At 43.9% G+C, this 18061-nt stretch carries 14 protein-coding genes; 6 read left to right on the top strand and 8 right to left on the bottom strand.

All coding sequences use genetic code 11. The features are described from left to right. Positions 1–20 precede the first annotated feature (20 nt). From MMOL_RS10345 to lplT, 3 genes are all read left to right on the top strand, one after another. Positions 21–476: a peroxiredoxin gene (locus MMOL_RS10345; RefSeq protein WP_041928862.1), complete on the top strand. Its 456-nt coding sequence runs from the start codon at positions 21–23 to the stop codon at positions 474–476. 201 nt (positions 477–677) lie between these two features. Then, positions 678–2075: a PhoH family protein gene (locus MMOL_RS10350; protein WP_015832979.1), complete on the top strand. Its 1398-nt coding sequence runs from the start codon at positions 678–680 to the stop codon at positions 2073–2075. A gap of 64 nt (positions 2076–2139) precedes the next feature. Beyond that, positions 2140–3300 (top strand): lysophospholipid transporter LplT, encoded by a 1161-nt coding sequence (lplT, locus tag MMOL_RS10355; RefSeq protein ID WP_015832980.1) that lies wholly within the window; start codon positions 2140–2142, stop codon positions 3298–3300. 257 nt (positions 3301–3557) lie between these two features. On the opposite strand, the gene MMOL_RS10360 is transcribed toward lplT, so the two are convergent. From MMOL_RS10360 to MMOL_RS10380, 5 genes are all read right to left on the bottom strand, one after another. Continuing rightward, on the bottom strand, positions 3558–4895 hold the full coding sequence (locus MMOL_RS10360; protein ID WP_015832981.1) for an NAD(P)/FAD-dependent oxidoreductase: 1338 nt from the start codon (positions 4893–4895) through the stop codon (positions 3558–3560). An 89-nt stretch (positions 4896–4984) separates the two neighbouring features. After that, positions 4985–5509, bottom strand: coding sequence for a c-type cytochrome (locus MMOL_RS10365; protein ID WP_015832982.1), 525 nt, complete (start codon positions 5507–5509; stop codon positions 4985–4987). 101 nt (positions 5510–5610) lie between these two features. Continuing rightward, the gene (locus tag MMOL_RS10370) at positions 5611–6114 is read right to left on the bottom strand and encodes a c-type cytochrome (protein WP_015832983.1); all 504 of its coding nucleotides are present in this window, start codon (positions 6112–6114) and stop codon (positions 5611–5613) included. A 132-nt stretch (positions 6115–6246) separates the two neighbouring features. Further along, the gene (locus tag MMOL_RS10375; RefSeq protein WP_015832984.1) at positions 6247–7164 is read right to left on the bottom strand and encodes a quinoprotein dehydrogenase-associated putative ABC transporter substrate-binding protein; all 918 of its coding nucleotides are present in this window, start codon (positions 7162–7164) and stop codon (positions 6247–6249) included. Between the two features lie 354 nt (positions 7165–7518). Then, on the bottom strand, positions 7519–9390 hold the full coding sequence (locus tag MMOL_RS10380) for an outer membrane protein assembly factor BamB family protein (RefSeq protein WP_015832985.1): 1872 nt from the start codon (positions 9388–9390) through the stop codon (positions 7519–7521). Positions 9391–9691: 301 nt separating this feature from the next. Between MMOL_RS10380 and pip the strand changes: the two genes are divergently transcribed. The 3 genes from pip to MMOL_RS10395 all read left to right on the top strand — a co-directional run bounded on the left by pip (position 9692) and on the right by MMOL_RS10395 (position 13694). Continuing rightward, a complete protein-coding gene (pip, locus tag MMOL_RS10385) occupies positions 9692–10648 on the top strand; it encodes a prolyl aminopeptidase (protein WP_015832987.1) in 957 nt (318 codons plus the stop codon). Positions 10649–10803: 155 nt separating this feature from the next. Continuing rightward, positions 10804–12111 carry a YhjD/YihY/BrkB family envelope integrity protein gene (locus MMOL_RS10390; RefSeq protein ID WP_041928587.1) on the top strand — a complete coding sequence of 436 codons (1308 nt, stop codon included), beginning with the start codon at positions 10804–10806 and terminating at the stop codon, positions 12109–12111. A 53-nt stretch (positions 12112–12164) separates the two neighbouring features. After that, a complete protein-coding gene (locus MMOL_RS10395; RefSeq protein ID WP_015832989.1) occupies positions 12165–13694 on the top strand; it encodes a 2OG-Fe(II) oxygenase family protein in 1530 nt (509 codons plus the stop codon). 209 nt (positions 13695–13903) lie between these two features. On the opposite strand, the gene MMOL_RS10400 is transcribed toward MMOL_RS10395, so the two are convergent. From MMOL_RS10400 to fae, 3 genes are all read right to left on the bottom strand, one after another. Then, positions 13904–15433, bottom strand: a complete 1530-nt coding sequence (locus MMOL_RS10400) for a sensor domain-containing diguanylate cyclase (protein ID WP_015832990.1) — start codon at positions 15431–15433, stop codon at positions 13904–13906. Between the two features lie 198 nt (positions 15434–15631). Beyond that, positions 15632–16756 (bottom strand): HD domain-containing phosphohydrolase, encoded by a 1125-nt coding sequence (locus MMOL_RS10405; protein WP_015832991.1) that lies wholly within the window; start codon positions 16754–16756, stop codon positions 15632–15634. Between the two features lie 417 nt (positions 16757–17173). Further along, a complete protein-coding gene (gene fae / locus MMOL_RS10410; protein WP_015832993.1) occupies positions 17174–17728 on the bottom strand; it encodes a formaldehyde-activating enzyme in 555 nt (184 codons plus the stop codon). Positions 17729–18061: the final 333 nt, after the last annotated feature.

An 18061-nucleotide genomic window follows, 5' to 3' on the forward strand; every position in this document is an offset into this window, starting at 1 on the left:
TATCAGCGATCAATTTTCTTATGCTTAATCAAACCGTACCTGATTTCCAACTACCTGCAACCAGCGGAAAAACATTCCAGCGCTCATACTATTCGGGTAAATACCTCGTGCTTTACTTTTATCCCAAAGACTCTACGCCAGGATGTACCACTCAGGGCATGCAGTTCAGAGATGCTTATGCAGAGTTTCAGGCTAAAAATACAGAGATTTTCGGCATTTCACGCGACAGCTTGAAATCGCACGAGAATTTTAAAGCCAAATTCAGCTTCCCTTTCGAACTGTTAGCCGATACTGAAGAGGCTGCCTGTACGCTGTTTAATGTTATCAAAATGAAGAACATGTACGGCAAACAGGTAAGGGGGATTGAACGTAGCACCTTTATTATTGACGCTAATGGCACTTTAATTAAAGAGTGGCGCGGCGTAAAGGTAGATGGTCATGCCGCAGAGGTGCTAAGCTTTATCAACTCATTATAGTTGTTAGTGATCACCCAATCGGGATTGGAAAAACTAGGGGGTAAAACTGAAGAATGGGCAATACGAGAGATGAACAAAACTAGGGTTAGAAATTTGTATTAATAGAATCATTACAGGGAATAGCAGTAACTCAACGTAGTATGCAGTCAGTAATTTTTTAATTTAACTCCATTACATTCATCACTTATTAGAAAGTCTTTTATGTCTAAAAAAGATACTGGTATATCCAAACTATTTGTTCTTGATACGAATGTACTCATGCATGACCCCTCTTCACTATTCAGATTTGAAGAGCACGACATCTACCTACCGATGGTCACGCTAGAAGAGTTAGACAATAACAAAAAGGGTCTTACTGAAGTTGCCCGCAACGCACGCCAAGTTAGCCGTAACCTAGAAGACATCGTCAGTTCAGATCTAACCAACCTGGAACTAGGCTGTGCGCTATCTCGTAACGGTAACAAACAAGCTACCGGCCGTTTATTCTTACAAACAACACAACTACACCTAGATTTACCTGGGCTAGCCGGCAGCAAAGCTGACAATCAAATCATCAGTGTGGTGCTGTGTCTGCAAAAACAACACGTCAACCGTCAAGTCATCCTCGTCAGCAAAGACATTAACATCCGTATTAAAGCGCGCGCTATGGGCGTGCTGGCCGAAGATTACTTTAACGACAAAGTATTAGAAGATACCGACGTACTCTATAGCGGCATGAAGGAGCTGCCTGCTGATTTCTGGGACAATCACAGCAAGGCGATGGAGTCCTGGCAAGAGTCTGGCCGCATGTTTTACCGACTCACTGGCCCGCTATGCAAAACTTTTTTAGTCAACGAGTTTGTTTATTACGAGTTTGAGAAGCCATTCCATGCTATTGTGCGCAGCCTAGAGAAGGACACGGCAGTACTCGAAGTGGTCAAAGACCATTTAATCCCCAAACATAATGTATGGGGTATCACGGCACGTAACCGTGAGCAGAACTTCGCCTTAAACCTACTGATGGATCCGGAAATAGACTTTGTTTCTTTACTGGGGCAAGCCGGCACGGGCAAAACACTGTTAACATTAGCAGCCGCGCTGACTCAGGTGCTGGATAAGAAAATTTATTCAGAAATCATCATGACGCGCGTAACGGTACCAGTCGGTGAAGACATCGGCTTTTTACCTGGCACGGAAGAAGAGAAAATGACGCCATGGATGGGTGCGCTAGAAGATAACTTAGATGTACTGAATAAAAGCGATGAGGAAGCCGGAGATTGGGGTCGTGCTGCAACCCAAGATTTGATTCGTACGCGCATTAAAATTAAATCATTAAACTTTATGCGTGGCCGCACTTTCTTAAATAAGTTTTTAATTATTGATGAAGCGCAAAACCTCACGCCTAAACAAATGAAAACTCTAATCACCCGTGCGGGGCCTGGCACAAAAGTCGTTTGTTTGGGTAATATCGCACAAATCGATACCCCTTACTTAACAGAAGGCAGCTCCGGGCTTACTTATGTGGTAGACCGCTTTAAAGGCTGGAACCATAACGGGCACATCACACTACAGCGTGGTGAGCGCTCGCGTCTGGCCGACTTTGCAGCGGAAATTTTATAGGTTCAATTATGTGTAATAAGCTCAACAAGCAGTGCTGTTTTATCATGGGTGACTTCTAATGCGGATGTGTAAAGGCTTTTATACCTTACTCACAGCGCAGTTTTTATCTGCCCTTGCCGACAATGCTCTGCTTTTTGCGGCGATTGCACTGCTTGCTAAAATCCACTCACCAGATTGGCACACGCCCCTATTACAGCAGTTCTTCGTGATTTCCTACATCGTACTAGCCCCGTTTGTAGGATCATTTGCTGACGCCTTACCCAAGGGGCGTGTTATGTTTCTTGCCAATGCCATTAAATTCATCGGTAGCCTCGCCATGCTGCTGGGCATGCCGCCACTCTACGCTTACGGCATTGTAGGCATCGGTGCGGCAGCCTACTCACCTGCAAAATACGGCATTCTGACCGAGTTACTGCCTCCCGAAAAATTGGTCGGCGCCAACGGCTGGATGGAAGGCTCTACCGTAATTGCCATTATTCTAGGTGCATTGCTGGGCGGCAGCCTTGCCAGCCATGACCCTTACTTCGCGATGATTTTCATCACCTTGCTGTACTTGGTGGCTGCGATATTCAACATTTACATCCCTAAACTACCGATTGATCACAAACTGCCGAAAAAGAACCCAGCGTTTATGCTTTACGATTTCTGGCAGTCATTTAAAGCGTTATGGACAGACACCCGCGGGCAAGTGTCATTGGCCGTCACCACGTTATTCTGGGGTGCAGGCGCCACACTGCGTCTAGTTGTGATTGCTTGGGCAGCAAGCACGCTGCATTTTGGCCTAGAACAAGCAACGCAACTAATGGCAATCCTGGCGGTAGGCATTGCGGCAGGCTCTGTTGTTGCTGCTAGTTATATCAAGCTAGAAGAGTCCACCAAGGTCTTACCAGCAGGTATAGTGATGGGCGTTCTGGTGATTATCATGGCATTTGTACAACATTGGCAGCTCGCAGTTGTCTTGCTATTTATTATCGGCGCACTTGCGGGCTTCTTTGTCGTGCCATTAAATGCACTATTACAGCACCGTGGGCATGAGTTAATCGGTGCAGGACACTCTATTGCCGTACAGAATTTCAACGAGCATATCGGCATTCTGTTGATGTTGGGCGCCTACTTACTCATGGTAAAAGCTGAGCTACCTATCAATACCATCGTGATTGTATTTGGCGTATTTGTAAGCCTATGCATGACGTTTATACACAGGCGCTACAGATACCTCAACTAGCTTTGCTCAGCACGTACATGTAGCGTCTTGTAATGCAGGCAAACACGAGGTGCTATGCAGTTGTACTTAGCAGTTGTACTTAGCAGTTGTACTTAGCAGCTCTCCCTGCATTCGTATCCGCTACTGCCTGCTACACGCAGGTCAGGTTCCCTCACCTGCAATCAATCCAGAAGCAATACACTACAAACAACAAAGGGCGCATCAACAAACCATATAGTGGTTTATTGATGCGCCCTTTGTATCAGGCTCAGTATTGATTAATGCAGCTTCACATGTGACTCAGTACGTTTTGCAATCATTCTGGCCAAGGTTTGTAGCGCCATGCTCCAAAAACCATGTAACGCCATCAAATGTAACTTGTACAGTGATTGGTACATGGTGCGTGCGATTAAGCCCTCAATGAATAAACTACTACCTGACAACGCCCCCATCAAATTACCTACGGTGGTATAGCTGCCTAGGTTAACTAATGAGCCATAATCTCTGTACTTAAACTCAGGTAGGTCTGTCTTACCAGCAACGCGCTGTTTTAATGATTTTACCAACATGCTCGCCTGCTGATGTGCAGACTGCGCACGTGGCGGCACTGTAATGTTCTCACCATGTCCAACCCATGGACATGCTGCACAATCTCCGAATGCAAAGACATTGTCGTCTAATGTTGTTTGTAGCGTAGGTTTAACCAGCAGCTGATTAATACGGTTGGTTTCCAAGCCATTAATCTCGCGTAGAAAATCAGGTGCTTTAATGCCAGCCGCCCAAACCACGAGTGCAGATGGAATAAAGCGACCGCTATGGGTTTGCACCCCCTTGCTTGTCACCTCTGTCACACGCTCACCCATGTATAAGTGCACGCGCAGCTTTCTCAGCTCAAGATCCACAGAGTTAGATAGCTTGCTTGGGAGCGCAGGCAGTACGCGTTCACTCGCCTCTATAAGTGAAATATGTACATCACGGTCAGGGTCAATCTTGTCCAGTCCGTAAGCTGCCAACTCACGCGTCGTGTTATGCAGCTCAGCAGAGAGCTCCACGCCGGTAGCACCGGCACCCACGATAACCACTTCCAGCTGCCCCGCCTGCACCGGATCAGCCTGTGTTTGTGCTCGCAGCAAGGCATTGTGCAAGCGGCGGTGGAATTTTTCTGCCTGATCCTGCGTATCTAGAGCGATAGAATGCTCACGCGCACCCTTAACGCCAAAATCGTTGGTGGTACTTCCGACGGCAATCACTAAAGTATCGTATTTAATGGTGCGGCGAGGGATAACCTCAACACCGTCTTCATCATAGTTCGGTGCAATTGAGATTTCTTTTTTAGCTCTATCCAGACTATCCATACTGCCAAGACGGAACTTAAAGTGATGCCAATGGGCTTGCGCCAAATACACCAGCTCATGTTTTTCTGGGTTCATACTACCTGCAGCAATTTCATGTAGCAGCGGTTTCCAGACATGTGTCTTTGATTTATCAATCAAAGTAATCTCTGCCTTACCTTTACGCCCCAAACTATCACCTAGTTTAGTGGCCAACTCTAAACCACCAGCCCCACCACCTACAATGACGATTTGATGCAGTTGCTCTGCTTCCGCTTTACCCATTTTGCACTCCCTGCACACACTATTATTAAATTCTGAAAATAAAAAAACGCTTACTGAGCATCAGTAAGCGTTTTCTATTTTTAAATCACTTACTCGTTTCCAGTGATTGCTGAATTGCTACGAATCCATGCAATAACTTTTAATACTTCATCTGGTTTTAAACCATCAGGTGGATCAGCTTGCATTAAGCCAAAACCTTTTGCGCCCATCCCGCCATTAGTACCATGCCAGATGGTTTCAAACATACCTTTGTTGGTCGCATTTTTTGCATATTTGAAGTTAGGTCCCTGCAGGCTTGGGCCCACAGCACCTTCAGCACGGCCGCCATGACAGGCTACGCATGAATATAAGTTAAACTTCTTTTTACCTGCTTGAATTTCAGCCTCAACACCAATATACGGGTTTTTACCTGTTGCAATAAACTCTTTTGCAGCCGGTGTATCAAATAGCTTAGCGTCAATTTTTAGCGCCGAACCATCTTGAGTTGTTACCAAATCAATCATCTTTACATCTGAACCTGCAGAAGCACTGCCATCTGCACTTTTAGAGCCAGAACCTTGACCACATGCAGCCAGCATTGAAATGAGCGCTACTAAAAATAAATGTTTATTCATCATTCACTCGATTAATTATGAAAAGTTTAATAATAACGCATTTAGTCGTAATAAAAAACGGTCGCAATGGCGACCGTTTTTCTACAACATAAAGCAATTAATTATTCGTTGCCTGTAATTTTGCTGTTGCTACGAATCCAAGCAATTACTTTCAACAAATCATCAGGTTTCAAACCTTCAGTTGGATCTTCCGGCACCATCAAACCTAAACCTTTAGCACCCATACCACCATTAGTACCATGCCAAATCGTTTCAAACATACCTTTGTTTGTAAGATTTTTAGCATATTTCATGATAGCACCAGTTAAACCTGGAGCAATAGCGCCTTCACCGTGACCACCATGACAAGCGTTACATGAGTACAGGTTGAATTTTTTCTTACCTGCTTTAATTGCATCTTCATTACCGATGTATGGGTTTTTACCAGTTGCTAAGAACTCTTTTGCAGCTGGTGTATCGAATAACTCTTTCTTAATATTTAAAGGTGAGCCATCTTGCGTTGCTACTAGGTTGATATCTGCTGCTTGCACATTTACAGATACCAAACCTGTTAATGCCAACATAGAAACTAATAATGTTGACGCTAAAGTTTTATTGCCTAACATGTTATCTCCTAATTTTAATTCACATAAAATGAGTTACGTCCTAATCATGCTAAGCGCACTCTTCAACGTATAGTCATTCAACGTAGGTATTTATATATCGGTTGACTGAACAACGCAAAATAAGCGCACATTTTACTCTGTTTTTGGGATTGCGTCACCGCGAGTTTCTTTATTAACTTCTTTTCCTTTACGATAAACTTTCATGATGCTATCGCCTTCAACAACAGGCATATGCGGAATACCATAATCATCTAAAATTTTGTTAATTTTATCTTTGTTTCTTTCCAATGCGGCATCGATCATCGCCATACGCTCTTTATCAGCTTTACGCACACCAACTGAAATATTCCAGTTAGTTTTACCTTTAGCATTCACCATCTCATAATCAGGTACCATCACAACTTCTAACGGCTCTTTTGATTGTTTAGCGAAATATCCACCGATTGGACCCCACATAATGGCGACATCAATATCGCCAGCAAGCAAGTCATCAATTAAATAACTTGGTGGTAAGTTAAGGTCGCGCTGCATGCGATATGGTCTAGCATTAGGCATTAGGCCGTAATCATTTAACGCAATGGTTGCAGGGCTTTGGCCTACGATACCAATGGTTGCTTTTTTAAGATCTGGACTATCCCAGCCGGTAATTTTCATACCGCTGCTTTTTTTATACACGAATACATGACCTGCACGGTAATAAGGTTTTGATGTTCTTAATGCATCGTAATCTGAGGTAGTACCCATAATCACATCACATTTTTTCGCACTCAACGTATTTCTAATGAAACCCATGCGGTCGTACCAAAACGTAAACGCTAGTTTCTTGTTCAAATCGTTCGCTAATACTTCAGCAATTTTATTTTCAAACCCTTCTAGATTCTTATTTGAATAGGGTAAGTTATCTTGGTCTGCACAGACTCTAAACTCTGTACCATCATCCACACGCTGCACTTCACCAGCCCTGCCTGAAGAGTAAACATCCTCAGCTTGCACACTGCCTATTGCAAGAAAACCCATAAAAAGACCAAGCAATTGCATTCTTTTAAACATTTTTATTCCTTATCATAAAAATGCGGCTCTTACTTCACCGCGCTAAGTAATAGAGTAGTTACTTAATCAAAAGTTCTACCTATTCAAACCTTCAAAACCGACATACGACTATACAGGATAGCCTATGTATGAAACAGCAGATTTTCATGAATCTGGCTTAAATATTGGCTATTTTTCAACATCAATTCACTAAGCATTTATCGCTGTAAACTTACCTTATCTAGATTTAGCAATTGGGCTACACGCAACAAGCGCCCAATAAAAAACACCCCGACGAATCGGGGTGTTTTAGTTACAACTTTTGATACTAGCTTACGATATTAGCTAATAATTTTCTTGTTTTTCAACAATCAATTATAGGCTGAATACGTTCAATGCACCGCCGCCAGGAGCAGCGTTGTATTTAACTAGTTCAGCATAACCACCAGCAGCACCTAAAGCGTCTGTTGGAGTAGTCATACCAAGGTTCATCGCAACACCAGCCCAGCCACCGATACCTGATAGCACGCCAACGTATTGTTTACCTTTGTTACCGTATGTGAATGCGTTACCAATCACGCCAGAACCAACTTGGAATTTCCAAAGTTCTTTACCTGATTTAGCATCAACAGCTTTGAACCAACGATCTAAAGTACCGTAGAACACTAGGTCAGTTGCAGTAGTTAAAGCACCACCCCAAGCTGAGAATTTCTCTTTGTTGTACCATACTTTTTTGTTGGTCATTGGGTCATAAGCACCGAAGCCACCCATCACACCGTCTGGACCTGGGAACATTGTTAATGTTGCACCAACCCATGGTTGACCAGCAACGTATTTAGACTCAACTGGCTCGTATGTCATACATACGTGGTTCAATGGAGAATATACTAAGCCAGTTTTTGGTGAGTATGCAGCTGGTTGTTGGTCTTTAGTACCCAATGCAGCTGGACATACGCCTTTAGCGTTGTAGTCTTGGTGAGTAGAAGCTGATGCCAATTTGTTTGGTACACCAGTTTTCATGTCAACATCAGTTGCCCAGTTTACGAATGGGTGAACTTTTTGAGCAGCTTGTAATTTACCGTTGTGTGCATTCCATGTGTAAGCGAAGCCGTTACGGTCATGGTGCCAAGCGTATGTTTTGCCACCTTTGTCGAACAAGATTACTTCGTTGATACCGTCGTAGTCCCACTCGTCATGTGGAGTCATTTGCATACCCCATTTTGCAACGCCAGTGTCTAAGTCACGTGCGAATACAGTCATAGACCATTTGTTGTCGCCTGGACGTACGTCTGGGTTCCAAACAGAAGGGTTACCTGTACCGTAGTAAACTAAGTTTGTACGTGCATCATATGGCCACCAGCCCCATACAGAGCCACCACCATGTTGCCAACCATCTTTAACTGCTTGTGGTTTCAACCATGTACGTGTACCTAGATCTTTTTCGCCAAATTTGATTTGGTCGTTAGGTAATTTTTTGAAAGAACCGCCTTCTTTGTTGCCGCCGTTTACGTCTTGGTAAACTGACAATGCACTGTATTCAGGAGTTTCTTTGTTGAAGTCTGCACCGATCAACACTTCAGAGTCAGGACCTGTTGAGTATGCTTTCCATGCTAAAGAACCGTCTTTAGCGTTGTATGCTGCGATAAAGCAACGTACGCCGAACTCAGCACCTGAACAACCTGTCAATACTTTGTCTTTGATTACGTGTGGAGCGTTAGTGTTAGTAGCGCCAACTTTTGGATCGTTGATCAATGTTGACCATACTTTAGCACCAGTTTTAGCGTCTAAAGCTACTAAGTTGCCATCGTTTTGTTGTAGGTAGATTTTACCGTCGCCGAAGCCAAGACCACGTGAAACGTTGTCACAGCACAATACAGCTTGTACTGATGGATCTTGTTTAGGGAAGTATGACCAAACGATTTTTTGATTGTTGTCTAGGTCTAATGCGTATACGTTGTTTGGGAATGCTGTATGTACATACATCATGTTACCAACAACGATTGGTGAACCTTCGTGACCACGGTTTACACCAGTAGCGAATGTCCAAGCTGCTTTAAGATTTTTAACGTTGCCTTTGTTCACTTGTGACAAAGCGCTGTAGCCGTTGTTGTTGTGCTGACCACGTGGGTGAGCCCAGTTGTTCGCGTCTTTCATTGCCGCTTCTTGATCAGCAGCTGCTGATGCGATCAAAGGCATCGCCATACCTGCTACCAAGCCAAGTGCTAACTTGATTTTGTTGATTTGCATATTAATCTCCAAAGTTAAACTACTAAGGTTTAAATAAATAGATTCATAACTAAACTAATAAATTTTTGATGTTCCTCAAAATTTTTACTAGCCTTTATGAATCTATTTGTAGCACACTTAATGTGCTTGAACAGAACTATAAACCAGTGAATCATGAATTGCAATACATTGTTTACAATTTATTTACAATTAACTTAACATGTTAAAAATTACCTGTTTCGCGCACGTAACAACAGTAAACCCGTGCACGATTGAGCAATAAAAAATCATTTAAAATCAAATAGAAAGAGAATTACCTCGCATGCAGACCAATATTTACAAGTTGTATCCAGAGCTTGATACATTTAAAGAATGTATGATTAAAGTGGATGATTTGCATGAGATCTATTATGAGGTTTGCGGCAATCCGGAAGGCACCCCCGTGGTGTTTTTACATGGCGGCCCTGGTAGTGGCTGCAATCCGGCACAGCGACGTTTTTTTGACCCTGAACATTACCGCATCATCTTGCTGGACCAACGTGGCTGTGGGCGCAGCAAACCTTTAGGTGAAACCAGAAACAACACCATTGATGATTTAGTGCATGACATCGACCTAATTCGCACCCATCTTGGCATTGACAGGTGGCTGGTATTTGGCGGCTCATGGGGCAGCACACTAGGCATTGCTTATGCCCTGGCACACACACAACATGTCACCGGCCTGATTCTACGTGGCATCTTTTTAAGCCGTAGCAGCGAGTTAGATTGGTTTTTAAACGATGTGAAGGCTTTTTACCCTGAGCCATGGGAAGTGTTATGTGATTACTTACCAGCGGAGGCAAAAGCCAGCCCCATCAATGCTTACCAAAAGCTTATTTTCTCGGACGATAATGCCGTTAGCATTCCAGCGGCCATTCAATGGAACCAGTTTGAGAGCAGCATCATGACTTTGTTACCAAGGCCAGCCAGCGAGCAAGAGGTAGACGGCCCGGTAGAATTGGCTCGCGCCAGGGTGCAAATACACTATATACAGCAGCAATGTTTTCTTGGCCAACGCGACCTACTGGCAGAGGTAACAGAAAAACTAGCACAAGTGCCGACCATTATCGTGCAAGGGCGCTACGACATGGTGTGCCCACCGATTACCGCATGGGAACTAAAACGCGCAATGCCGCACGCGGAGTTGCACTTTGTGGATGATGCCGGGCATTCGGCTATGGAGGCTGGCACCACTTCAGCCTTAATCGCCGCGACTGAGAAATTTAAAAATTTAGATTAATCAGTCAATCATATAAGAAAGTAGTGCTAAGATTCTTACTGGATATTTGGCTTATACTTTCTTAAATATCGGTACGCCAAGCTTACTGTACCGTAGTGCCTGCATATGGAAAATTAAGCGTCATGCCGATCCATCAGGATTTGGCTCAACACAGCATGAAGAAAATCACTTTCAGCCCAAAACCAAATTTAGCGATACGCGACAACTTACGTAAAGCGATTAATATGCCTGGTGAGGTTTACGCTAACCAGCGCTATAACACACCGCTATTTGTGTTTCACGAGATGTTTAAGGCGTTTCAGCGGCACAATGCATTGGGGTTATCGGCATCTTTATCTTTTTATGCGATGTTTGCATTGATTCCTTTAGTGCTTCTCATGTTCTTTCTATTGAGCCAGCTTATTTTCAGCTCTGACTACGCCATAGTTAAACTGGCGATTATTACCAGCAATTTAGTTCCGCAATTCAGCAACGCCATCATGACCGAGGTTTACAGTACGGCCAAACACCAAGTGGCATGGGGCGCACTCGGCCTATTTATACTACTTTGGACCGTGACCCCACTGGCTAGCGCAATGCGCGCCGCTTTCTACAGCATAGCGAGCTTGGTGGAGGCACCTTCGTTTGTTAAGAGAAAGATCAAAGATATTTTTGCCATTATCGGCATGTTACTGCTCTTCTTTTTATTTACTTTTGCCGGCCTGATGCTGGAGAAGGTGATTATCTTCGTAGGTGCCAGCAACCATTTCATACACAACGAAGTGTTCACGACGTTAACTTCCTTAGGCTTAACCACACTACTCATCAGCGCCTTTTACTTTGTGTTCTTTCCTGCGCGTTTATATATTAAGCACATCTTCATCGGCGCCTTATTCACGGCCATACTCTGGCTGCTCATGCGCCCAGCCTTTACCTTATTTCTATCAATGAACGAATCATATAGTTCGATTTTTGGCAGCATGAAAAACCTGTTCATCTCCATTACTTGGCTGTATGTGAACTTTGCTGTGTTTTTACTCGGTACGGAGCTGATAGCTACTTTAAGAAAAAAAGATGTTTTGCTGCTAAAAGGGCTGTTTGACGAACCATTAGAGCATCACATCACCACACAATCGCACTATGTAACGAAGCTGATGCAGCGCTATGGCAAGGTATATGCGCAAAGTGAGACCATCTTTCAGCATGGCGAAGCCACCGATCGCCTCTATTACCTAGTTTCGGGCGTGGTGCATATTATTAAATACGGCAAAGTATTACGCACTGTGCATGCCGGTGAGTATTTTGGTGAAATCGCAATGCTATCCAACACGCCGACCGTTGCCGAAGCAAAAGCAGCCTCAAGCCAGGTAGAAATCATTACAATGAGCACAGATAATATTGAAACATTACTGCTGGACGAGCCTAGAGTCGCCATGAAATTTTTACGCAGATTAGCAATGCGCCTACAGCAACAGGACGAATAATAAACAAAGCAATCTGAACGCAATACAGAATTTGATACAGATTAGGACAAATGATGGCAAAGCAAGCACCTTTCACCCCTCAACCCAGTCAGGCAGAAATGCAGCCAGTTCTGCATTTATTCAACTCAGGCAAAATGGCCGAGGCTGAACAGGCTGCAAACAAGCTGGTGAAACGCTACCCTCATACATTTATCCTGTACCAGATTTTAGGCATCGCTCAAGATAGTTTATCTAAGCCGCAAGCGGCAATTGAGAGCTATAAAAAAGCGCTATCTATCCAGCCCAATACGCCAGACCTGCATTTCAATTTAGGCATAGCCCTCGCCAATACCGGCGAGATACAAACGGCTAGCCAGCATTATCAGCAGGCGATTGCACTGCAGCCTAACTTCTTTGAAGCCTATGGCAACTTAGGCGCACTCTTGCAAAAACAAGGGTTATTAGAAGATGCGATTCAGAACTACCAGACCGCACTGAATATTAATGAAGATGCGCGCGGCCATTTCAACATGGGCACCGCGTTACGTGATCAAGGCAAACTGGATGACGCCATTCAGCATTTTAAGCATGCGATTCGGATGTTTCCTAATTATGCCGATGCCCATAATTACCTAGGTGAATGCTTGCGTGATCAAGGCAATATGGAAGATGCGGTAAAAAGCTATTTGGATACCCTTCAGCTCAACCCTGAACACGCTGGCGCCAATTACAATATGGGTGAGTTTTTGTATCTAGCCAATCGCCACGATGAGGCAGTTGCTTACTTTGAGCGCTCACGCCTAGATGATTGGCAAGAGCGCGCCTTGTATTGCACCTACAAGGCTGAGCATTTTGATGAATTTAAAACCAAGCTGGATGAAATTGTACGCACGCACAAAAAACATGACGCGCCATTTCTCGCCACCTTATCCTCACATTACGCCCGCAACTTTGGGGTAGAGGACAACTACAATTTTTGTAAAAACGGCTTTGATTTTGTTTACCAAAACAGCATTACAGAGCTTGCCGAGCCGAACAGCCAATTTCTTAAAGATTTACTGAGTGACATCGACAACACGGCGATTGAAGTGCGCGCGCAGGGCATGATCATCAACGGCAAACAATCTGCCGGCAACTTATTTAAGCGCCCAGAGGCGTCATTTAGGAAGCTAGGAGAGTTAGTTAAACAAGAGTTCATTAACTATAAGAACCGATTCGCTGGCGCCGACTGTGAGCTGATTAAATCCTTCCCGGATGAACTGGAGTTTACCAGTTCATGGTATGTGCGCTTGCGCCGTGCGGGTTATGTAGACCGTCACATCCATGAAGTTGGCTGGATTAGCGGCGCGGTGTACCTAGTATTGCCTAAAGATAGAAAAGACCCGTTAGAGGGTTGCTTCGAGTATGGGCTGCATGGTGACAACTACCCACAAAAGCATGACGACTTTCCGGTGGGGGTAGCATCGCCTAATGTCGGCGATATCGTACTGTTCCCATCTTCACTATTTCACCGCACCATTCCATTTAACTCCAATGAAGAGCGGATTTGCATTGCCTTTGACTTAAAACCACAAGGTGATATTTTTAGACGGTCTAACTATTGATTTTTTGATAATTAACAACCCTTCTTCTACTGGCCGCACGCGCGAAATCAGTTGGAAGAAGCTTGCACTCACTTGCAGAGTTAGTCTGAATCAGACGCTACATAAGTCTTATATGAATAAGCCAGACTCTCACCGAACTGCTCGTATTCATCTGACCAACACCGTACTTTTAAAATCTCTCAGCAAGGTCTGCGTATATGCCAGTGCAATTAATGGTGCGTTGCCTTTTGCTGGTACATGGCGGTATCTGCCGACTTTAGCAGCTGATTGATGGTTTTTTCATTGCCTTTGAACAAGGTGATACCCATACTGACCGTCACTTGGTAATCAAAGAGCTGCAGCTTATAAGGCTGCTCCACTGCGGCGCGAATCTTATCTGCGACCTGCATCGTCGCAGCGCTCGCCTCGGCAGGATTAACCCCTAACTCGCTTAATATCACGACGAACTCATCCCCACCTAAACGAGCGGCCGTATCCACATCCCGTACGCAACTCTTAATCCTTTTTGCCACCTCAATTAACAACAAATCTCCGGCATCGTGTCCTTTGGTGTCATTCAACCCTTTAAAGTTATCAATATCCAGAAAAATAACCGCACCATATTGGCCGCTTCGCTCACTCACAGCCATAGCTTGTTCTAGCCTATCCAACATCAGTATCCGGTTAGGGATTCCTGTCAACCCATCCTGATTGGCAAGTTTCCACAGCATATTTTGGTGACTAATATGTTTAAGTCGACCACGCTGAATAGAGCGTAGATACCGATACAGAATTGCCGAAGAGGCTAATGACAATACAGCCATTAGCCCTATTAAGCCAAAGCTCAAGTCATTCCAGCCGGCTTGCCTAGTCATTACAATTAAAAATGGCTCACCCATGCTAGCTAATGATTTCTGATGTTTAAAAATCGGGAATATCGCCACTTCAATTGCGCTGCGTGCACGCCCAGCAACAGAAAATAGCTGACCTTTGGGATCTTGCGCATTAAAGTCTTTATGATAAACCGTCGCACTAAAACCGTCTCTCATCAGATTTTCGCCCGGTCTTTGCAGCTTATCTGCATCGACAATCATATCAACGATCATGTTTTCTTCTGACCTTATCGGGCAAAAAACCACATAAGCAAGATTACCCTGTATCAATCTGAATGGATGACTCGCGACTGGGCGCTGCAGTGTAATTGCCTGTGTGACTGCACTTTCAAGAAAAGGGACACTAGACACATCCAAGCCAATAATTTCATTTGAGCTAGATGACAGTGACTCCATATAAATGACAGGATAATAGAATGGCTTATCTTGAGGATGTTCCCACCCTCTGTGCCCACCAAAAGAAAATGCTTTAAGCATAAAGTCAGGCGTACCACTGAGTCGCCTACTAACAATAAAATCTTGGAGTTGTTTTTTCGCTACTTTTTGTATGATTTCTAATGCAAAAATTTGATCATTAGTACCAATTACACTTCTCACATACACCGATACTTTTTCAGGATTAGTATTACCAATGGCTGCAAACAGGGCAGAAAACCCCTTAAGAACGGTTTCGCTACTCACCATACTTCTGTTGAGCTTATCAACGTAGTCCTCACCATGCTCGGTGAAGCTTTTTTCAGCATCGCGCAGATTGAGATTAACCACAGCCCACAGAGCCACTAAGCAAAGCGACACCCAGACCACTAAAGCCATCAGGATAGCTATGGTCGAAATTGGTTTAATGTCATCTAACTTAGCGTTCATCATATCCCGCTAACTAATCAAGATTAAGGCAAAGCTAACCTATTTATCGCTCAAGGCCTTTGCAACAAGTATCCTCGCGGCAACCCAGTTTTGCAACCACCCTAAAGCATGTATAACACCACCTTTCTACCAAACGAATTGAATGGGGGAGACGGGATAAATACACATGCACAAACGAATAAACCTTAATCCAACTCTCTTTTAATTATGTATATCCTGATATTTATTAACAATCGCCTGTATTTCCGCGTGTTGCTCTAACACTACATCAACACAATTTGCATCCAATTTACCCATTTCTACCATGTGCTTTAACTCAGCAAATGCAGCGTCTAATGACCAACCTAGCTTATATGGTCTAGTGCTCACCAGCGCATCTAACACATCGGCTGTCGTAACAATACGCCCCTCGATTGGAATGGCATCGCCTTTAATTCCGTTAGGATATCCTGACCCATCCATCAACTCATGATGAAACGCCACAATATTACGCATCACTTTAGATTCGGCCAGCTGCTCTAAATTAAAATCCCCTAAAATTTTTTCGATAATCTCAATCCCCTTATCAACATGCGTTTGCATGATGATTTTTTCATCAGGGTCCAATCTGCCTTCTTTTAGAAGTATTTTGTCCGGAATGCCAATCTTGCCTATATCATGTAGTGGGGCGAATAAATACACATGCTCCACAAACTCATCACCCAACCCGCGCTTATGAGCCACGCCTTTGGCAATCACCCTAGAGTAACGCGCCATTCTTTCTATGTGCGCACCGGTTTCAAAATCCCTAAGGTTCGTCAGTTCTTTCGCCATTTCCACAGAAGCAATCACTGTTCGTAATGCTGCCATCTCGGACGATAACGTCATATTAATTAAGCTGGAAAACAACAATAAATCCCGCTGGGTCTGGGGAGTAAACGCAGCCTGCACTATCGAATCAAAGAACAAGAAACCTAATAACACTCCTTGGTCATACATTGGAATCGTATACGACGATTGGTAGCCTTGTTCTAGCAGCCACGCAGAGTGCTGATTACTTGGCTGAATTGACTCCTGAATAGAGTCAATCACACGAGGGCTACCACTTGACGCAATCTCCGATAAAGACACACTATCGCCAAGCTTAATTTCATAGCCTGAAATCGGCATGCCCTGCCTAGTGCTATTCACAAAAGTTTTTAGCGTATCTTCTTTTGCATCATAAATCGCACATCCAATACGATCCACCACAGGCACGGACTCAAGCATGCGCTCATGCAAATGGCTCAAACGCTCATTTAAGGTATCACCATGTTTTGTTACATCAAGGATTTGGGGTCTTATCATATATTCTTAATATTATTGGCCAATAGAACATTACTGTGGAGTAGGCTTTTTCGCAAACATCAGGCAATTTTTACCAGACGCCTCATACACCTCGCTGCATGGCAAGCGCCTACTTTTAAAATTTAAGGCTTTACACCCGTAAGGAAAATTTGGCTGATATGTAATAAAGTAATGAACACAACGAGAGCATAACTTAGTATCTAAATGTGTTGAGTCATTAGTCATAGATTTTATTTACAAAAAAATAGCTACCTCTCAGTAGCCAGAACCGGCGAGTATCATGACGCATGATACCGCACCTGGCAAATCACTCCAATCACTGTCCGCAACATGCAAAGCAGCGACCTACCACCCCAGCGCAAGTGAGAAACTCACCTGCGACGCAAAAAAACAACTCACGCAAAATCAACCATCAACTCAGGCTCTACGTCTGAGATCAAAAGCAGTTTTTTGATAATCATGTGCTGCTAATGGATGGTGTAGTGTGCCTTCTTGCAACACTACGTCCTCAGGCAAAGGCAACTCGTTAATTGCACGTTGCAATGCGAGTTTAGTTGCCTCGTAATTCCAGTCTTGGATTTTGGTGTCGTCTGCAGCATCCCAATGAATAAAAACACCAACACAGATGAACAAGTCGTTGGCTTCGCCAATAGGAATCAAGCCCTCTTTCACACTATCCGCCACTGCCTGTGCCACACCACACTGGGCTGGTCCGAACATCTGCACGGCTTGTTTAGCATTTTTGATATCCACTTTATTAAACATCACGGTGGCTGGTTTTGCCATCATATTAGGCGCAAGCACTGCCAATAAACCATTCACACCACGTTTTTGATTAGTAAGTGTATTACAAAACGCTGTTTCAGCTGGGCTACCGCGTGGACCGATAATTAAGTCGACATGGGCAACCTCATTGCCTTCACCATACAAGGCCTCGCCGACAAATACCTTGTTAATTTTCATCGCGTTCATGATAAACCTCTCCTCATCTGCTATCAGTAAGCACATTGAAAGATTTATCGTTCGTTATCGCTAGCTACAGTCAGTATTGCGGTCAGGAGCATTTAGGTAGCTATCGACCAATTTCAATCACTTACCTCAAGCTATCTCCTATTAGCTAAGACTAGTATTCAGCAAGAGAGTTCTAGTTAAGCTAACATGCTACGCTCAAAACCAGTGGCGATTAAACCACCCATTACTGAACTACTCCAAATTGATACAAAACCTTCGCAGGATGAGTTCGCTATTGTTTTTGCAGTAATTAGTGACGCTAAAAATGAGGACCTGTATTTGCCATTTTTTTAG

The sequence above is a fragment of the Methylotenera mobilis JLW8 genome, assembly GCF_000023705.1.
Classification (GTDB): domain Bacteria; phylum Pseudomonadota; class Gammaproteobacteria; order Burkholderiales; family Methylophilaceae; genus Methylotenera; species Methylotenera mobilis.

Coding starts and splice junctions, on each gene's coding strand:
- MMOL_RS10345 (WP_041928862.1), top strand. CDS start 21: ATGCTTAATCAAACCGTACCTGATTTCCAACTACCTGCAACCAGCGGA.
- MMOL_RS10350 (WP_015832979.1), top strand. CDS start 678: ATGTCTAAAAAAGATACTGGTATATCCAAACTATTTGTTCTTGATACG.
- lplT (WP_015832980.1), top strand. CDS start 2,140: ATGTGTAAAGGCTTTTATACCTTACTCACAGCGCAGTTTTTATCTGCC.
- MMOL_RS10360 (WP_015832981.1), bottom strand. CDS start 4,895: ATGGGTAAAGCGGAAGCAGAGCAACTGCATCAAATCGTCATTGTAGGT.
- MMOL_RS10365 (WP_015832982.1), bottom strand. CDS start 5,509: ATGAATAAACATTTATTTTTAGTAGCGCTCATTTCAATGCTGGCTGCA.
- MMOL_RS10370 (WP_015832983.1), bottom strand. CDS start 6,114: ATGTTAGGCAATAAAACTTTAGCGTCAACATTATTAGTTTCTATGTTG.
- MMOL_RS10375 (WP_015832984.1), bottom strand. CDS start 7,164: ATGTTTAAAAGAATGCAATTGCTTGGTCTTTTTATGGGTTTTCTTGCA.
- MMOL_RS10380 (WP_015832985.1), bottom strand. CDS start 9,390: ATGCAAATCAACAAAATCAAGTTAGCACTTGGCTTGGTAGCAGGTATG.
- pip (WP_015832987.1), top strand. CDS start 9,692: ATGCAGACCAATATTTACAAGTTGTATCCAGAGCTTGATACATTTAAA.
- MMOL_RS10390 (WP_041928587.1), top strand. CDS start 10,804: ATGAAGAAAATCACTTTCAGCCCAAAACCAAATTTAGCGATACGCGAC.
- MMOL_RS10395 (WP_015832989.1), top strand. CDS start 12,165: ATGGCAAAGCAAGCACCTTTCACCCCTCAACCCAGTCAGGCAGAAATG.
- MMOL_RS10400 (WP_015832990.1), bottom strand. CDS start 15,433: ATGATGAACGCTAAGTTAGATGACATTAAACCAATTTCGACCATAGCT.
- MMOL_RS10405 (WP_015832991.1), bottom strand. CDS start 16,756: ATGATAAGACCCCAAATCCTTGATGTAACAAAACATGGTGATACCTTA.
- fae (WP_015832993.1), bottom strand. CDS start 17,728: ATGAACGCGATGAAAATTAACAAGGTATTTGTCGGCGAGGCCTTGTAT.